Genomic DNA, 15,283 nt, shown 5'->3' with positions numbered 1-15,283 from the left:
TTAATTTGAGGTTTGTGGGTAATGGCATTCAAAAAAATCCACGATTCTTTCAAGATATTATTCACCATACAAATCGTTCGCGTGATGTTGATCTTTTGGATGCGGATGATAGTAGTTGGTCGCCAAAAAACCGGTCTCGTCCAATACTTCAGGTGGCGTATGGACAACCTGTATGTTGTGTTTCGTTAGCCAGCTTTCAACAACTTTACGATAAAGGCGGTTCACTTCCAAAACAATATCAGGATCCGTTCCATCCCTCATGCAATCATGGGATCTCTTTGGCGGCGGTCCGGAAATAACAAAAAATGGCACCCCGACATCTAGGCACTGTTTGAGAAACGCTTGAATATGGACCCACTTGGGCAAAAACAAACTCGGGAGTACGTCTGTGAATACAGGATTCAAGCCCTTTTCTATGCTCAAGTTCCAAGGCGCATTACCTCTCCAAAAGGGATCACGAAATGCCGGGGGCGAGTTGAGGCTCATCGAAAAACCAAAGATGACATCATCACGTTCGCCGATATTACCAATGCCGAATTTCTCAAATGTGCGCACATATTCCTCATACGTGAAACGAACACACCCGTTACTCTTTTCCGAGTACGGCATGTTCATGTAGTAGCCATTTCCGAGTCCTTCAACGATACAATCTCGCGGCAAACTTCCACCTTTTTCTTCAACGCGTTTACGGCCTTGACTTAGCGCGACGCAATGAGAGTCTCCTGTAATTACCAGCCGTGTAGACATTAGATATTCCTCTCAAGCAAAATCTCATCACACATAATATCGTCATTGTGCATGGGAATTTGTGCCGTTTCTGGTTCTTTTTGAGCCTGTTTCGGTGCATTAATAGGGCGGTGTTGTTTAAAGAAATGGGTCATGACGTAATCAACGCCTTGCGGAACGACCGATCTCACGTCTGGTTCAAAAAACATCCCGCGCATGATTGAAGACGAAATAATCTCGTATGAAGGAAAGTAGTCAACGTTCTTTAGGGCCATGGCCAGTTCACCGGCCGCTGCCCGCAGGACCGACTTAGAGTATGTGGTCGCCGCCAAGACGTGATCACCTGACGCTGTGGCAACAAGCGGTACAGGTGATACGGTGAATATAAACTTAATGGTCGGATTTATTGCCGTAATCAAATCTATTGCTCTATTCATGTCTTGCAAAACGTCGGCAACTGAATAGTTTTTGAAAACGTAAGAGTCCTCTGAAAACTCTCCAGCGGCAGTGCCCGGGCACAATGGGTAAGCCGCTCCGTCAGCTTTTGACTCCCATGATTCTGTGAGGCCAAATGTGAAAACAAAAATGTCGGCTTGTTTCAGCATTTTGGCGACTGCGGCAAGGTGGCACTCTCGGGAAAACTGCATTTCTTCCAAAGTCTCATAGCCACCAGGTGGAAATGTTGGACGAAACGCATCGAAGTAGCGCCCATTATTCTCCCAGTCCTGATCTTTCGGGGAGAACTTGCCCAGTGCTCTTTCGATGAGTTGTACAAATTGACGAGACGTATAGACGTTGCCATATCGAGCAGAGTAAACACCGTATCCGAGCATCTTTTTATCTGAATCACTTAAGGGGCAAGGTGACGGCTCAACATCCAGATAATTAAAGCCACTACTTTGAAGCCGGTTCCCAATGTGTTGTGCGAAACAGCTACCGGCAGTTACGATATAATCGCTTGCCAATATCTCAAATTTCTTTTTGTACAATCCCGAGATGCCAAACGGACCCGACTGCGCAACCGCTGTTTTCCAGAAGGCGGAATTTTGATTGGGGAGTTTTCTATATGGGTTCGCGAATAAGCTCCTTACAAGGCATATGTATCCCAAGCTTTTGTGTATTGGCACATGTGCTGAACTTATAGACGTTTCGTTTCGATGCGGTCAATCGCTTGGGTCACCATCATCAGCGCGACGTGCAGGCAGCAGTGCTGACCCTTGCCAACCAAGGGGCAGAGGACAAATCCCGCGACGCCGTACCCGAACAAATCGCCGCCGTGCGCGCCAACCTGTCCGACCTTGGCACCGCCACCCGCGAACAAGTGGCCCGCCAATTCCAGCGTGGACGCATCGGATCGGTGCAACCTTTGCGCGAAAGCCTCGCCGCCTTGGGCCAAGCCCGCATTTTCGAGGGCGGGCGCTTCGCCGCCTGACAAACGGCACCGCGACCGGCCTATCGGACCAATACGCGCGAGCGCACGCGATGGGTTCTGCGGGCCGCAAGGTGGTGGAGAAATGTTGGCGTTGGAACACGGCAACCCAACCCGCCACTTCAAGATGGAATTGCCATATCTCAATCCGTTGACCCGGCTGTGGCCCGCAACAAACACCAAAGGTATGGCCACCCGCATCTGCACACGCCGAACATGGACCGGCTGGCGGCGCGTGGCGTACGGTTCACCCGCGCTTATGTGCAAGCGCCGGTCTGCGGGGCCTCGCGCATGTCCACCTACACCGGGCGCTACGTCCATTCCCACGGCGCCGGCTGGAACGGCGTTCCGCTGAAGGTGGGCGAGCAGACGATGGGTGACCACCTGCGCAAGGCGGGGATGGATTGTCATTTGCTTGGCAAAACTCATATGGTGCCGGATGTCGAGGGGATGGAGCGTCTCGGCCTCAGCCGCGACACGGTGATCGGGCGGCGCGTGTCGGAATGCGGCTTCGACGTGGTGGAACGCGACGACGGCGTGAACCCCGAAGGGCCGGCTGGGCGCTATGATTATTCCGCCGCCCAGCATTACAACGCCTATCTCAATGCTCGTGGCTATCCCGGTGAAAACCCATGGCACGACCATGCAAATTCGGCCATCGACGGCGAGGGAAATGTGCAGTCTGGCTGGTTCCTGAAGAACGCGGCCCATCCCGCCAACATCGCCGAAGAGGATAGCGAGACCCCGTATCTGACCCGCCGGGCAATGGACTTCATCGCACAGGCTCAGGGGCCCTGGTGTTGCCATCTGTCCTTCATCAAGCCCCACTGGCCATATATCGCGCCCGAGCCCTACGCCAGCATGTACGGGCCCGAGCATGTCTTGCCCCCGGTCCGCAGCAATGCCGAATACGAGAACGCGAATCGGGTGCTAAAGACGATGATGGCAGGGGTGATCGGCTCGACCTTCTCGAAACCCGAGGTGCGCAACACGGTGATCCCCACCTATATGGGCCTGGTCAAGCAATGCGACGACCAACTGGGTGTGCTGCTGGACTGGCTAGAGGCGACCGGCCGGATGGCGGACACGCTGATCGTGCTGACCGCCGATCACGGCGATTTCTTGGGCGATCACTGGCTGGGCGAGAAGATGTTCTTCCACGATGTCTCGACCCGGGTGCCGCTGATCATCGTCGATCCCTCGGCCGAGGCGGACGTGACCCGCGGCACGGTCTGCGACGCTTTGGTGGAAAGCATCGACCTGGCGCCGACCTTTGTTGACGTGGCGGGCGGCAAGATCGCCTCGCATGTGCTGGAGGGCCACAGCCTGTTGCCGATCCTGCGCGGGCAGGCCACGGAGCCGCACCGAGACTTCGTCATCTGCGAGGTAGACTTCGCCGGCGCGATCTTTTCCGAGGCCCTGGGCGCCTCGGCGCATGAGGCCATCGGATTCATGATCGCCGACAAGCGCTGGAAGCTGATACACTTCGAGACGGGCGACCCGCCGATCCTGTTCGATCTGGAAAACGACCCCGACGAACTGATCGACCTGGGCCAGAGCCCGGACCACACCGAAATCGTCGCCGCGATGTATGCCAAGCTTTTCGCCTGGGCCCGCCGCCCATCGCAGCGCACCACCCTGTCGCCCGCGGACTTCGACGCGATGCGGGTGAAACTGCGCGGCGTGGGCGTGACGATCGGCATCTGGGACGAAGCCGTCTTGCCCCCGGACGCAACGATCAAGTACCGCAACCGCAAGGCCGAACCCTGGCAGAGGCTGATCAGGGCAAAGGGGGCGTGATCTCGGCTGTCGGCGAGGATAGGATGCCGGGGCAACGCAGGAAAGGCGCACCCTGACAAAGGCCCCGGCCGCGCGCAAACAGTCGCGCAATCTCGCGATCACATGGGGCTGGATCGACAAGAACCCGGCGGCGCGGGTCGAGCGCAACACCGAGCACAAGCGGTCGCGGTATCTGACGCAGGCTGAGATCGAGCGGCTTCTGGAACGCGTTGGACGCACACCCGCAACGGACCTCTGGTCAGGCGATCACCTTCATGCTGTTGACCGGCTGTCGCCGTGGCGAAGCTCTTGGCGCGCGGTGGGACCAGTACGACCCCTCGCTGCGCATCTGGACCAAACCAGCCGCCACAGAGGTGGTTCGGTTGATCTGAAAAGGTTCCAGGAATTCAGAGGTGGTCGCGGGCTTTCGGGCCTGGTGCTAAGCTGTGGCGCCTGAGGAAGAACGCACAGAAGTGACCAAACGGAAGCGCTATTCGGCAGATTTCAAGGCGAATGTGGCTTTGGAGGCCATCCGCGAGGAGCTGACGACAGCCGAGCTTGCCAAGAAGTATGACATCCATCCCACCATGGTCAGTGGCTGGAAACGGACCGCGATTGAGAACATGGCACAGGCCTTCAATGGCCAGACGACCGCTGAGCCGACGATATCGGCGGCAGAGGTCGAAAAGCTGCATGAACCGCCCCGGGTTTACCGGAGGGCAAAACTCTCGGAGAATTGCCCGTTATGGAACATGCACAAAAGAAGAAGACTTCGAAGCCGTATTCACCCGAGTTCCGCGAACGCGCGGTGCGGCTGGCGATGGAACACCGCGATGATTATCAAAGCGAAGCTGCAGCGCTGACAGCGATCGCGGGCAAATTGGGCTGTTCGCCGGACAGTCTTCGCGTTTGGATGCGACAGGTCCAGCGCGATGGCGGCGAGCAGCCGGGACCTACCGGCGTCGAGATTGCGCGGATCAAAGAGCTTGAACGCGAGAACCGGGAATTGCGGCAGGCGAACGAGATCCTGCGCAAAGCTTCAGCGTATTTTGCCCAGGCGGAGCTCGACCGCCCGTTTCGCAAATAATTGATTTCATTGAGGAAAGCCGAGAGGCATTCGGGGTCGAGCCGATCTGCAGGGCGCTGCAGTTTGCCCCATCCACCTATTATGACCGACGTGCCATTGCACGTGATCCTGACCGGGCTTCAGCCCGGGCCAAGTCTGATGCCGCCTTGAGCCTCAAGATCGATGCGGCCTGGGATGCGAACCGCAAACTCTATGGCGCGCGGAAAGTCTGGCATGTCTTGCGACGGCAGGGTGAATACGCTGCCAGATGCACGGTGGAGCGGCTGATGCGCCGTCTGGGCCTCAGGGGCGTGGTTCGCGGCAAAAAGGTCATCACAACCAACCCTGACGCATCGCTGCCATGCCCCGATGACAAGGTGAACCGTCTCTTCATGGCAGATCGGCCGAACAAGCTGTGGGTTTCAGACTTCACTTACGTGCCCACATGGTCGGGGACGGTCTATGTTGCCTTCGTGATTGATGTATTTGCCCGACGGATCGTGGGGTGGCGCACCTCAACTTCGATGAAGACGCAGTTCGTGCTCGATGCGCTGGATCAAGCAATCTGGCAAAGAAAGACTCCAGATAACAAGAGCTTGGTGCATCACTCGGATCGAGGATCCCAATATCTGTCGATCAAATACACCGAACGCCTAGCCGAGGCGGAGATCGATCTCTCTGTCGGGACAGTCGGTGACGCCTATGACAACGCACTGGCCGAGTGCGTCATCGGCCTCTTCAAAACGGAGGTAATCAACCAGATCGGGCCTTGGAAATCAATGCGCGAGGTTGAATGGGAAACCCTGAAATGGGTCGATTGGTATAACAACCGCCGCCTACTCGGCCCTATCGGATACATCCCGCCCGCAGAAGCAGAGGAGGCGTTCTATGCAAACCTGAACACACTCGATATGGTCGCCTAGTCGTTGAACAAATCACCCTCCGGTAAACCCGGGGCGGTTCAGAAGTTCATGGAAATCATCCATTACCCGGCAGGCGATTTGGCAAAGCCAAATCTGCCGGGAGGGGACCGTCAGTTCCTGGAGACATCGTGGTATGGATCCCGACAAATGGCCCGCCACATGCAGCGGGAGGGCCACAGATGTGGGCGGCATCGTGTGCGTCGGCTGATGAAGCTCATGCGGTTGGTGCCGAATTACCAAGAGCCGAAGACCAGCAAGAAGCATCCGGAGCACAAGATATACCCATATCTTCTGAAGGACTTGCCCATCACCCGGCCCAACCAGGTCTGGTGTGCTGACATCAGCTACATCCCGATGCGCCGGGGATTTCTCTATCTCGTGGCTATCATGGACTGGCATCGCCGGAAGGTGCTGAGCTGGCAGCTCTCGAACAGCATGGACGCGGGGTTCTGCGTCGAGGCTTTGAAACAAGCGCTGGCCGGATACGGCACCCCCGAGACTTTCAACACCGATCAAGGTTCGCAATTCACCAGCACCGATTTCACCGACGTGCTGCGCGATGCAAAGATCAAAATCTCGATGGATGGTCGGGGGCGCTGGATCGACAACCGGATGATCGAGCGGCTCTGGCGATCCCTCAAATACGAATGCGTCTACTTGAACGCCTTCGAAACTGGTTCCGAAGCCCGGGACAGGATCGGTGGCTGGATCCACTACGACAACGAAAGACGCCCGCACTCATCACATGGGATCATGACGCCTGACGAGGCCTATGGTAGACGATCTCCGGACCTGAAGGTTGCCGCCTGAAATGAAACCAAAGCTATAGCTTAGCACGGCGGCAAACTGGACGAAATTCCAGGACCACCTCTGTTTGTGTGGTTCGGCAAGGACAGTGACGCGTCAAACGACGAACAAGTCCAGTGGATTGTCACGGGGCCTAACGGACATATTCGCTACATCGAGATTGAGCGGTATACTTGGCCTTATGAACTCGCCACAGCCGGTCCTTACTTGCAGCCAAATGTAAAAAAGCGTCCGGCGAGTTCGAATCCCATGTAGACTTACTCGGCGGTGCCCAACGCGTTGACGGATTAGGGCGTGTTGACGTTCACTTCAAACGGATCACGGTTGCCGCGAGGGCGATGAATGCGCTGAAGCTGGCGTCGGTTTTGCAGCAGCGCATTGCGATTCCCCTGTATTCCTTGAGCTTTCCAAAGAATTTCTCGATCAGGTGCCGCCATTTATAGGTGTCGCGGTCGAAGTCAGCCGGGAACCGGCGGTTGGATTTTGGCGGAATGACTGCCTCGATCCCGGCGGCTGTCAGCGCATCCGGTAGCCAATTGGCGTCGAATGCCCGGTCGGCAAGTAACTGGCCACAGGTTAACCCGTCGATCAATGCCGATGTGCCGCGTAGATCATGAGTTTGTCCGGGCAGCAGCCGGAAATCGGTCAGGTTCCCCAAGGCATCCGTCAGCGCCATGATCTTGCTGGTTATGCCGCCACGAGAACGCCCTATGGCCTGGCTTTGAGTCCCCCTTTTGCGCCCTGTCCATGACGGTGGACCTTGACAATTGTGCCATCTATCATCGCGTATTCAAAGTCGGAGTCCTCGGCTAACACTCTGAACATGCGATAGAATGCGTCCGCCTTGACCCACCTGCGAAACCGCTTGAAGACCGCATTCCAGCCCCCGAACTCAGACGGCAGATCGCGCCACGGGCATCCCGTGCGCACGATCCACAGAACCGCTTCGACAAAAAGACGAGGGTTCGGCCCGGTGCGACCGGGGTCACATTCCCGGCCAAGACAGTGCGGGGCTATGGTTTTCCATTGGACGTCGGTCAAAGCTGTGCGGATCAAGGTTGCCTCCTATGTTTGCAACCTTGAATCACTCAGCAACCAAATTGGGAATCCTTAAACGCCAACCCGCCCTAGGGTCCAGACTTCGGTAACGAGGCCGTCCCAGTCAAGCGGTTTTTCGCGTGCGAGGCTGGCCGCCAGGGAGCGGTTTTGTGTGGTTTCTTTCTGAGCTGCTCTGCTTTCACTTCGGCCCTCGCCTGAGATCGCCCCGGGTGCATGCTTCGGTCCGTGGTCGGCGCGGTGGCCGCCAACATGATGCTGGTTCAATGCAAGTCCGATGTGCCCATCTCATTGGCGTGCTCGCTCTGGATCGGCAACAGTCCTGACCAGGGCATCATCGGAACCGCGTCCCTGGGGGACCTCAAAGACCTGCGGTCAGGCAGGCAACGGTTGGGAGTTCAGGTCGTCAGGCCGCATGAGGCACCGCGATGTCGGACCGGAAGTCGGTGTCATCGACCCACATACGGTGCAGGATCACGCTGATACGTCGCGCCAGGGCGACCATGGCGCGCTTGACACCACGGCGGCGGGCGACCTGCGCTGCCCAGGTTCTCAGCCATGTCGAACGCCCGCGATGCATCATGACGGTCGCAGCCTGGCACTGAGCCCGGCGCAGGTTGACGTCGCCGGCCTTGGTGATGCCGCCCGAGATATCACGTTCGCCGGACTGGTTGCGGGAGGGCGTCAGGCCGCCCCATGGCCCGACCTTCTTCGATGAGGTGAAACGGGCGGGGTCATCAACTGCGGATCGATGGGTCAGCGCGACAACCGCGCCGATCCCAGGCATGGCCCTCAAAGCGCCCTTCACCTGCCGAGTTTCCATCAGCACGACACGTTGTCCCGCCTCTGAAAGCCCGCGATGCAACCATTGCGACAAGGGACCGGCCTCGAGCCCAATGGCGGCAATGGTGCCCTCTTGTTCGCCAATCCAACGCACCAATTCTTCCGGTTCGCTGGCGACCTGCGCCTCCTTCATGATCTTCCCATGCTCGCTGATCACGCAGATCGCGGTCTTCGCCAGCGACACATCCAATCCGACAAACAGTCTCATCCCGCAGTCCTCCTCTTCCAGGATCCGATACGGGAACGGCGACAGCTTGCCCTTGATTTTGCAACGGTAACGGGCGGGTCGCGACGCAGGCCCCGTTACAGCATCTCATTGATACTCAAAGCCAGAACAGGACAGTTGCGGCGAGAGTGACGGCGGAGAGGAAGACCTTGGGGCAGCCGAGCCACTTTAGTCATGTCGATCCCGGAGTCGTCAAATCGATCACAGGTCGGTCAACGTGCAGGGTTGCGCCCGTTAGTGACTGCAATTCGTCTTGCATCAAACCCTTAACTATTTCACGAAGCATGAATCGACCCCCAACGATATCAACGACCGCAAGCGATGTATAAACCCGCGTGATGCAACCCACGCCGGTCAGCGGATAGCTGCAACGCTCGACCAGCTTGGGCTCGCCCTCCTTGGTTATATGATCTGTCAGCACCGCGACCCGCTTTGCGCCATGCACCAAGTCCATCGCCCCGCCCACCGCCGGAACGCTGCGCGATCCGACACGCCAGTTCGCGATGTCGCCATTCTGCGACACCTGGTAGGCGCCCAGCACGGCAAGATCCAGGTGGCCACCGCGGACCATCGCGAAACTGTCGGCATGGTGAAAGAACGAGGCGCCGCGCGTCAGCGTGACAGCCTTTTTCCCGGCATTGATGAGGTCCCAGTCTTCTTGACCCTCGGCGGGTGCCTTGCCAAAGCCCAGTACGCCGTTTTCGGTGTGGTAGGTGATATGCCGGCCTTCAGGCTGGAATTTGGCGATCAGTTCGGGAAAGCCGATGCCAAGATTAACATAGGCGCCGTCTTGGATATCCTGGGCCGCGCGCCAGGCGATCTGGTTGGCCGAGAGTTTCTGCCACGTCATGCGTATTCCACCCCTGCCCGGATCAGGGCTTCTTCCTGTTGCGGATCAAGCACTTCGACGATGCCATCGACGAAAATGCCCGGCGTGACCACGTGTTCCGGATTGATGTCACCGGGCTGCACGATTTGGCTGACCTGGGCGATGGTCCGGTCGGCGGCCATGCACATCAACGGGTTGAAGTTCCGCCCCGCCAAGCGATAGGTCATGTTGCCGTGGGTGTCCGCCACGGCCCCCTTGACCAGCGCGAAATCTGCCTTCAACCAGCGTTCGAGCACATAGCATTTGCCGTCGAATTCCTGGACCTGCTTGCCGATGGCCAGTTCCGTCCCATAACTGGCGGGCGTGAAGAACGCGGGAATACCCGCACCCGCCGCCCGAATGCGTTCGGCCAGGGTGCCCTGCGGCACCAGTTCCAGCGCAATCTGGCCCGCCATATAGCGCTCGGTAAAGGCGCGCGGGTCCGAAGATCGCGGAAACGAGCAGATCATCTTTGCGACCATGCCGGCGTCGATCATCGCGCCGATGCCGATCTTTCCGTTCCCGGCATTGTTGTTGATCACCGTCACATTCGCCGGGCTGCCCGTCGCGCGGTAGCGATCAATCAGCGCATGGATCAGCTCGATCGGCGCACCGGAGCCGCCAAAGCCGCCAATCATCAGGACCGCGCCATCCGGCACCTCGGCGACGGCAGCAGCAAGGGAAGGAATTGTCTTGTCCATCTGGGTTCACCCTGCTTGCGCTCACATCAGCGGCTTGATCTTGCGCAAACCGTCGAGCGTGGTCTGGCAGAGATGGTCGATTTCAGGCTGGCTCATCGGGGTTGACAGGAAGCCCGAGCAGGTCTCGACAAGGATCAGGCAGTTGTCAAAGAAATGGTCCAGTAGCGCGGCGATGCGCCTTTGTTCGTCCGGCTGCACATAGGCATCGCGATAGGACCGGGGCGCCGCAGCCTTGAGATGAATGCGGAACATCGACCCTTTGCCGGTGACGCAGGCGGGAACATCCGCCACGCGGATCGCCTCGGCCAGTCCAGCGCGGGTCTTGTCGCCCAGCGCATTCAGCCGTTGCACCGCCGCCTCGTCGAACAGCGACATCGCGATCGACCCGGCGGTCATGGTGATGGGGTTGGCGCTGAATGTGCCGTAATGCGGAAACCGCGCGGGGCCGTTCAGCGGGTTCATCACGTCCAGGACATCGGCACGGCCCGCCAGGGCACCGACGGGAAAGCCGCCGCCGATCATCTTGCCCATGGCGGTCAGGTCAGGGGTGACGGTGTAGGCTTGCTGCGCCCCCGAGAAACTGGTGCGGAAGGTGATCACTTCATCAAAGATCAGCAAGGCGCCGTTGTCTTGCGTCCAGGTCCTCAGCGCCTGGACAAAGGCCTCGGACGCGGGGACCATGCCGATCCGGTGCGGCAGCAGATCCAGCAGCACCCCGGCGACCGTGTCCTTGTGCCGGTCCAGAATGGCGATGGCGCGGTCAGGGTCGTTAAAGGGGATGATCACCACGTCATCCAGCGCCGATTGCGGGGTGCCGTGGGCAACCGGAACGCTGCGGGGCGCGTCGTCGTTGCCCCAGTTCTCAGGCCTGGCAGTCTGGCTGACTTCGGCATAGTCATAGAGCCCGTGATAAGAGCCCTCGACCTTGGCGATCTTGGGGCGCGAGGTAAAGGCGCGGGCGGCCTTGAGACAGCTCATCACCGCCTCGGTTCCAGAGTTCACGAAGCGAAGCATTTCGAAACCGGGGTTCCGGGCCACCATCTGCTCGGCATAGGCGACCTCGATCTCGGTGCCGACCGTGAAGGCCGAGCCGTCGTCCAGTTGCCTTTTCACGCCCTCGACGATCACCGGATGCGCGTGCCCATGAATGAGCGAGGCGACATTGTTTGCAAAGTCGATGCGGTCGACGCCCTCGATATCGGTGACAATGCAGCCGTGGCCTCGCCTGGCATAGACCGGATGCGGCTTGCGCAGGATGGTGTTGCGGCTGCACCCGCCGGGCATCACCTTTTTGGCACGCTCATACAGGGCCGCGCTTTTCGCATAGTCGGGCATGTCAGGATTCCGGTGTTGTTCTGATGAGATGTTTGAGCTTGTCGGCGACGCCGTCCCATTTGGCGGCATCGGGAAGCGGATCTTTCTGGTCGGTGATCTGTGGCCAGACCCGGCTCAATTCCTCGTTGATCTGCAGGAAGAGCCGCTTGTCGTCGGGAAGGTCGTCTTCGTTGTAGATTGCCTTGGCCGGGCACACCGGAACGCAGGCGTCACAGTCGATGCATTCGTCAGGATTGATGACGAGGAAATTCGGCCCCTCGTAAAAACAATTGACGGGGCAGACGGCGACGCAATCGGTGAATTTACACTGGATGCAATTGTCTGTGACAACGTAAGTCATGGATATGCTCCTTGGAGTGCCGACGGATTGGGACTGGCGATCCGTCGGCAGCTCTGGTTACTCTGCCGCGACCGACGAAATCGTCGGGATTTCGTACATCGAATACAGTCCGGCCTCATCGACGATGACGCGGTCGTCATAGCCGCTGAACCAGATCGCCTCGGGGTTGCGGCCGACGATGGTGACCTTCGCGCGGTCTTCGGCATCACCGGCAGAGCGCAGCAGCTTGAACACCACGACACCGTTCTCGCCGCCCTTGACGCCCGGCACCGGGGTCTTGGTGATGGCGGCGACTTCGGTCTTGCCCTTGTAATGGGTGATCGACAGGCGCGCATGGGTTTCGACGCCCGAGAGGCCCTTTTGCGATTCGTTCAGGATTTCCCAGGCGCGCTCGATTGGCACGTTGAAGGCCTTGTGGCCGACGATGTCACGACCGCAGAAGAAATAGTGGTTCTCGACGCCGTTGCGCTTCAACTCGCGCTGCAGGATGCGCAGCGCATCCGGATCGTCGTTGATCCCGGAAATGATCGGCGACTGGTTGTCGACGTTGATCCAGGACCGGCTGCGGAATTCGCGGACGGCCGCTTTGGTATCCGGGTGCCAGGTCAGCCCGCCTTCGGCGTCCGGGATGAAATTGCCGTTCAAGTCCTTGACCAGAATTTCGTCCGGGTGGTTGAAATGCACCATCATGCGCAAGTTGACGCCGGGATAGACCTCGTGGAAGGCGTCCAGCATTTCAAAGAACGTCTCGTCGAAGCGCTTTGGAAAGAACGCCAGTTCCTTGGTGCCGATGCGGATGTTCTCGATCCCGGCCTGGGCCAGCGCCGACAGCCATTGACCGATGTTCTTGTTGCCCAGCACCATCGGGTCGCCGCCCGACATCAGGATTTCGCGCAGCCGTTCGCGGTTGGTGACGGGGTGGCGGCCGCCGTTCGCGTCGACCAGGCGGTTGTGCTCGATGATGTAGGGCACGATGTCGTCGATCTGCGCCAGCCCCTTGGCGGCAACGGTGCCATCGGCGCGGGTGATTTCCTTTTTCGCGATCAGTTCCTCGCGATAGCAGAAGCGGCAATGCGCCGAGCAGGTCGAGGCGACATAGATCAGCCCCAGTTCATATTTGTGGATCAGCCCCTCGACAGGGCTGTAGGTCATCTGCTTGCCAGGGTCCTCGGCGCCGTCGAGGTCATAGGTTTCCTTGGGGCTCGCCTTGACCAGCGTCTGAATGGCCTTTGATCCCTTGGCCAATTCGAAATAGTGGCGGGTGATTTTAACGGGCATGCGCGCCTGCACATCGCGCGGCGTTCCGTCCAAGGCCTTGATGGCGTCCAGTTCTTCCGGGGTATAGAGGCCCATCATGTCCTGAGGGACGTTCTTTTCCATGAACTTCTTCAGGCCCGTGATGATGTCACGTTCGTATTTGCCATTCCGGATCGTGGCCAGAAACGCGGCCTCTTTTTCGGACGGAACATATTTCTCTTTGGTCGGCATTGCAGCTTCCTTGGATTGTGTGGGCGTCTGCGACGATTCGGGGTCTGCGGATTAGGCCAATAATCACCGCGCAGGGCCCTGGCAGACAAACGATGATTACGCAGTAACCGATGATAAAAACTCATGTCGCACACGATATTTTGCCGCCAATCCTGCAGGGAGCGTGATATAAAGGCATGCAAGGTGACAATTTTCAGGTCCTGGAATGAACCCGTCCCAACGCCGCTACATGCCCTCGATTTCCGCCATGCGCTGTTTTGAAGCGGCCGCGCGTCATCAGAGTTTCACACTCGCGGCAGAAGAGCTGAGCCTGACTCAAAGCGCCATAAGCCGGCAGGTCAAGGAATTGGAACAGATCGTCGGCGCGCAGTTGTTTCGCCGGACCGGGCGCGAAGTTCTTTTGACGCGCGCGGGGGCGCGGCTGGCCAACGACCTTGCCGCAGAGCTGGAAAACATTCGCCGCATCATGCTGCGCGCGGTATCCGCCGGCAACATGAACTCGACCTTGCGGGTGGCGATTTTACCGACCTTTGCAACGCTGTGGCTTATTCCCCGGCTGCCCGGTTTTTTCGCGCGCAATCCGGATATCGAGATCAGCTTTTCCACGCGCCTGACGCAGTTTGATCTGAACGCAGAGAACTTTGATGTCGCCATTCATTTCGGCAAGCAGAACTGGCCGAATGCGACCTTGCGAAAGTTTTTCTCCGAGCGGATGATCGCCGTGGCCTCACCCGACTTTGTTCAAAAGAATGGCATCCGGTCGTTCGAGGACACCGGTCAGGCGCCGCTGTTGCACACATCGTCACGACCGACGGCCTGGCACGATTACCTCGAGCAGGTAGGGTTCGAGGGCAGACCCTATTTGACCGGGCGATATTTCGACCAATTCTCGATGGTGATCGCGGCGGCGCAGGCGTCGCTGGGAATCGGACTGCTGCCCAAGTATCTGGTCGAGAAAGACCTGCAGGACGGTCGCCTGGTGGCGATCGGCGATACCGAACTGGTGACTGAAAACAGCTATTATTTCGTGACGCCGATCAATCAAGAGGACCGGAACGTCGAAAAATTCTATCAGTGGATGATCGAGGAAACCAACGAGCCATCCTATGAATGACGGGCCGTTCCCCCGGCCGCGCAGGGCCAGCTTCCGCGCCTGCAGCGGCGGTTCGCCATATCGGCGGCGATACCATTTCGCCATTTTCGAGGGCGACCCAAAGCCGCTGGCCAGCGAGACTTCGGTGATCGATATGTCGGTCTGGGTCAAGAGTTGCTGCGCCCGGCAAAGCTGCAACGATCGATAGATCTGGATCGGCGACTGGCCCAGCGTCTCCTGACAGCAGCGCTCCAGATGCCGCGGGGACGCGGGGATCCGGTCCGCGATCTGGCGGATGGTCAGGCGGTCCTCAAGATGCGCGGCCATGATCCGCAGGGCTTCGGCGACGACAGGGTTTCCCTGCGCTCCGTGCAAAAGGCGCTGGTGTTCGACGGAACCCGCATCCGGGCAGGTGGGTTGCAGGCCCAGATGCGCTTCGAGCGAGCGCTCGACCACGATGCCCGCGTTCAGACCAACAAGGTTCACCATCATCGCGGTGGCCGCCACCGGGCCGGTTGCGCTGCTCAGGTGGCCTTCGTGGCTGACAGCGTTGCCTGAAATGGCGGGTGCGATGGAATGTTCCGACACGGCGGTGCGAAAATT

14 protein-coding genes, 3 pseudogenes and 1 other annotated feature are annotated in these 15,283 nt (G+C 58.7%); of the genes and pseudogenes, 7 read left to right on the top strand and 10 right to left on the bottom strand.

What is annotated here, in order from left to right:
• Positions 1 to 57: 57 nt before the first annotated feature.
• Positions 58 to 747 (bottom strand): hypothetical protein, encoded by a 690-nt coding sequence (locus VDQ28_RS13245; protein ID WP_323036381.1) that lies wholly within the window; start codon positions 745 to 747, stop codon positions 58 to 60.
• Complete coding sequence (locus tag VDQ28_RS13240) at positions 747 to 1,715, bottom strand: GSCFA domain-containing protein (protein ID WP_323036380.1); 969 nt, start codon at positions 1,713 to 1,715, stop codon at positions 747 to 749. Before VDQ28_RS13240 ends, VDQ28_RS13245 begins: the two co-directional genes overlap by 1 nt.
• 182 nt (positions 1,716 to 1,897) lie before the next feature.
• Here VDQ28_RS13240 and VDQ28_RS13235 point away from each other — a divergent pair, with 182 nt between their 5' ends.
• From VDQ28_RS13235 to VDQ28_RS13215, 5 genes and pseudogenes are all read left to right on the top strand, one after another.
• Complete coding sequence (locus VDQ28_RS13235; protein WP_323036379.1) at positions 1,898 to 2,158, top strand: hypothetical protein; 261 nt, start codon at positions 1,898 to 1,900, stop codon at positions 2,156 to 2,158.
• 159 nt (positions 2,159 to 2,317) lie between these two features.
• Complete coding sequence (locus tag VDQ28_RS13230; RefSeq protein WP_323036378.1) at positions 2,318 to 3,955, top strand: sulfatase-like hydrolase/transferase; 1,638 nt, start codon at positions 2,318 to 2,320, stop codon at positions 3,953 to 3,955.
• 425 nt (positions 3,956 to 4,380) lie between these two features.
• Positions 4,381 to 4,797 carry a transposase gene (locus VDQ28_RS22615; protein WP_416349380.1) on the top strand — a complete coding sequence of 139 codons (417 nt, stop codon included), beginning with the start codon at positions 4,381 to 4,383 and terminating at the stop codon, positions 4,795 to 4,797.
• Positions 4,680 to 5,923 (top strand): IS3 family transposase gene (locus VDQ28_RS13220; protein WP_416349379.1). Its coding sequence is split into 2 segments (ribosomal slippage): positions 4,680 to 4,983 and positions 4,983 to 5,923, totalling 1,245 coding nucleotides; the frame shifts between segments, so codons are not numbered across the junction. The genes VDQ28_RS22615 and VDQ28_RS13220 overlap by 118 nt, the downstream gene beginning before the upstream one ends.
• Positions 4,976 to 5,092 (top strand) — a sequence feature (AL1L pseudoknot). It overlaps the preceding gene by 117 nt.
• 105 nt (positions 5,924 to 6,028) lie before the next feature.
• Positions 6,029 to 6,733 (top strand): annotated as a pseudogene (locus VDQ28_RS13215) (IS3 family transposase); the annotation flags it as partial.
• Positions 6,734 to 7,034: 301 nt separating this feature from the next.
• Here the strand turns inward: VDQ28_RS13215 and VDQ28_RS13210 are convergent.
• From VDQ28_RS13210 to VDQ28_RS13180, 7 genes and pseudogenes are all read right to left on the bottom strand, one after another.
• Positions 7,035 to 7,771, bottom strand: a pseudogene (locus VDQ28_RS13210) (IS5 family transposase).
• A 421-nt stretch (positions 7,772 to 8,192) separates the two neighbouring features.
• Complete coding sequence (locus VDQ28_RS13205; protein WP_323036376.1) at positions 8,193 to 8,837, bottom strand: transposase; 645 nt, start codon at positions 8,835 to 8,837, stop codon at positions 8,193 to 8,195.
• A gap of 190 nt (positions 8,838 to 9,027) precedes the next feature.
• On the bottom strand, positions 9,028 to 9,705 hold the full coding sequence (locus VDQ28_RS13200; protein ID WP_323036375.1) for a 3-oxoacid CoA-transferase subunit B: 678 nt from the start codon (positions 9,703 to 9,705) through the stop codon (positions 9,028 to 9,030).
• On the bottom strand, positions 9,702 to 10,424 hold the full coding sequence (locus VDQ28_RS13195; protein ID WP_323036374.1) for a 3-oxoacid CoA-transferase subunit A: 723 nt from the start codon (positions 10,422 to 10,424) through the stop codon (positions 9,702 to 9,704). Before VDQ28_RS13195 ends, VDQ28_RS13200 begins: the two co-directional genes overlap by 4 nt.
• A gap of 21 nt (positions 10,425 to 10,445) precedes the next feature.
• Positions 10,446 to 11,759 (bottom strand): aspartate aminotransferase family protein, encoded by a 1,314-nt coding sequence (locus tag VDQ28_RS13190; RefSeq protein WP_323036373.1) that lies wholly within the window; start codon positions 11,757 to 11,759, stop codon positions 10,446 to 10,448.
• 1 nt (position 11,760) lies between these two features.
• Positions 11,761 to 12,099: a ferredoxin FdxA gene (fdxA, locus tag VDQ28_RS13185; RefSeq protein ID WP_323036372.1), complete on the bottom strand. Its 339-nt coding sequence runs from the start codon at positions 12,097 to 12,099 to the stop codon at positions 11,761 to 11,763.
• 57 nt (positions 12,100 to 12,156) lie between these two features.
• Positions 12,157 to 13,587, bottom strand: coding sequence for a hypothetical protein (locus tag VDQ28_RS13180; RefSeq protein ID WP_323036371.1), 1,431 nt, complete (start codon positions 13,585 to 13,587; stop codon positions 12,157 to 12,159).
• A gap of 205 nt (positions 13,588 to 13,792) precedes the next feature.
• On the opposite strand from VDQ28_RS13180, the gene VDQ28_RS13175 reads away from it, so the two are divergent.
• Positions 13,793 to 14,701, top strand: coding sequence for a LysR substrate-binding domain-containing protein (locus VDQ28_RS13175; protein ID WP_323036370.1), 909 nt, complete (start codon positions 13,793 to 13,795; stop codon positions 14,699 to 14,701).
• A gap of 90 nt (positions 14,702 to 14,791) precedes the next feature.
• Here VDQ28_RS13175 and VDQ28_RS22610 read toward each other — a convergent pair.
• Positions 14,792 to 15,007, bottom strand: a pseudogene (locus VDQ28_RS22610) (helix-turn-helix domain-containing protein); the annotation flags it as partial.
• Here VDQ28_RS22610 and VDQ28_RS13170 point away from each other — a divergent pair.
• A complete protein-coding gene (locus VDQ28_RS13170) occupies positions 14,936 to 15,238 on the top strand; it encodes a hypothetical protein (RefSeq protein ID WP_323036369.1) in 303 nt (100 codons plus the stop codon). The pseudogene VDQ28_RS22610 and the gene VDQ28_RS13170 overlap by 72 nt on opposite strands.
• Positions 15,239 to 15,283: the final 45 nt, after the last annotated feature.

The sequence above is a fragment of the Pararhodobacter sp. genome, assembly GCF_034676545.1.
In the GTDB taxonomy this organism is placed as follows: Bacteria; Pseudomonadota; Alphaproteobacteria; order Rhodobacterales; family Rhodobacteraceae; genus Pararhodobacter.
This window is presented reverse-complemented; position numbering and strand designations above follow the sequence as displayed.

Excerpts from the sequence above, each read along its gene's own strand:
- VDQ28_RS13245 (WP_323036381.1), bottom strand. The coding sequence starts at position 747 with ATGTCTACACGGCTGGTAATTACAGGAGACTCTCATTGCGTCGCGCTA.
- VDQ28_RS13205 (WP_323036376.1), bottom strand. The coding sequence starts at position 8,837 with ATGAGACTGTTTGTCGGATTGGATGTGTCGCTGGCGAAGACCGCGATC.
- VDQ28_RS13200 (WP_323036375.1), bottom strand. The coding sequence starts at position 9,705 with ATGACGTGGCAGAAACTCTCGGCCAACCAGATCGCCTGGCGCGCGGCC.
- VDQ28_RS13195 (WP_323036374.1), bottom strand. The coding sequence starts at position 10,424 with ATGGACAAGACAATTCCTTCCCTTGCTGCTGCCGTCGCCGAGGTGCCG.
- VDQ28_RS13190 (WP_323036373.1), bottom strand. The coding sequence starts at position 11,759 with ATGCCCGACTATGCGAAAAGCGCGGCCCTGTATGAGCGTGCCAAAAAG.
- fdxA (WP_323036372.1), bottom strand. The coding sequence starts at position 12,099 with ATGACTTACGTTGTCACAGACAATTGCATCCAGTGTAAATTCACCGAT.
- VDQ28_RS13180 (WP_323036371.1), bottom strand. The coding sequence starts at position 13,587 with ATGCCGACCAAAGAGAAATATGTTCCGTCCGAAAAAGAGGCCGCGTTT.
- VDQ28_RS13175 (WP_323036370.1), top strand. The coding sequence starts at position 13,793 with ATGAACCCGTCCCAACGCCGCTACATGCCCTCGATTTCCGCCATGCGC.
- VDQ28_RS13170 (WP_323036369.1), top strand. The coding sequence starts at position 14,936 with ATGCCGCGGGGACGCGGGGATCCGGTCCGCGATCTGGCGGATGGTCAG.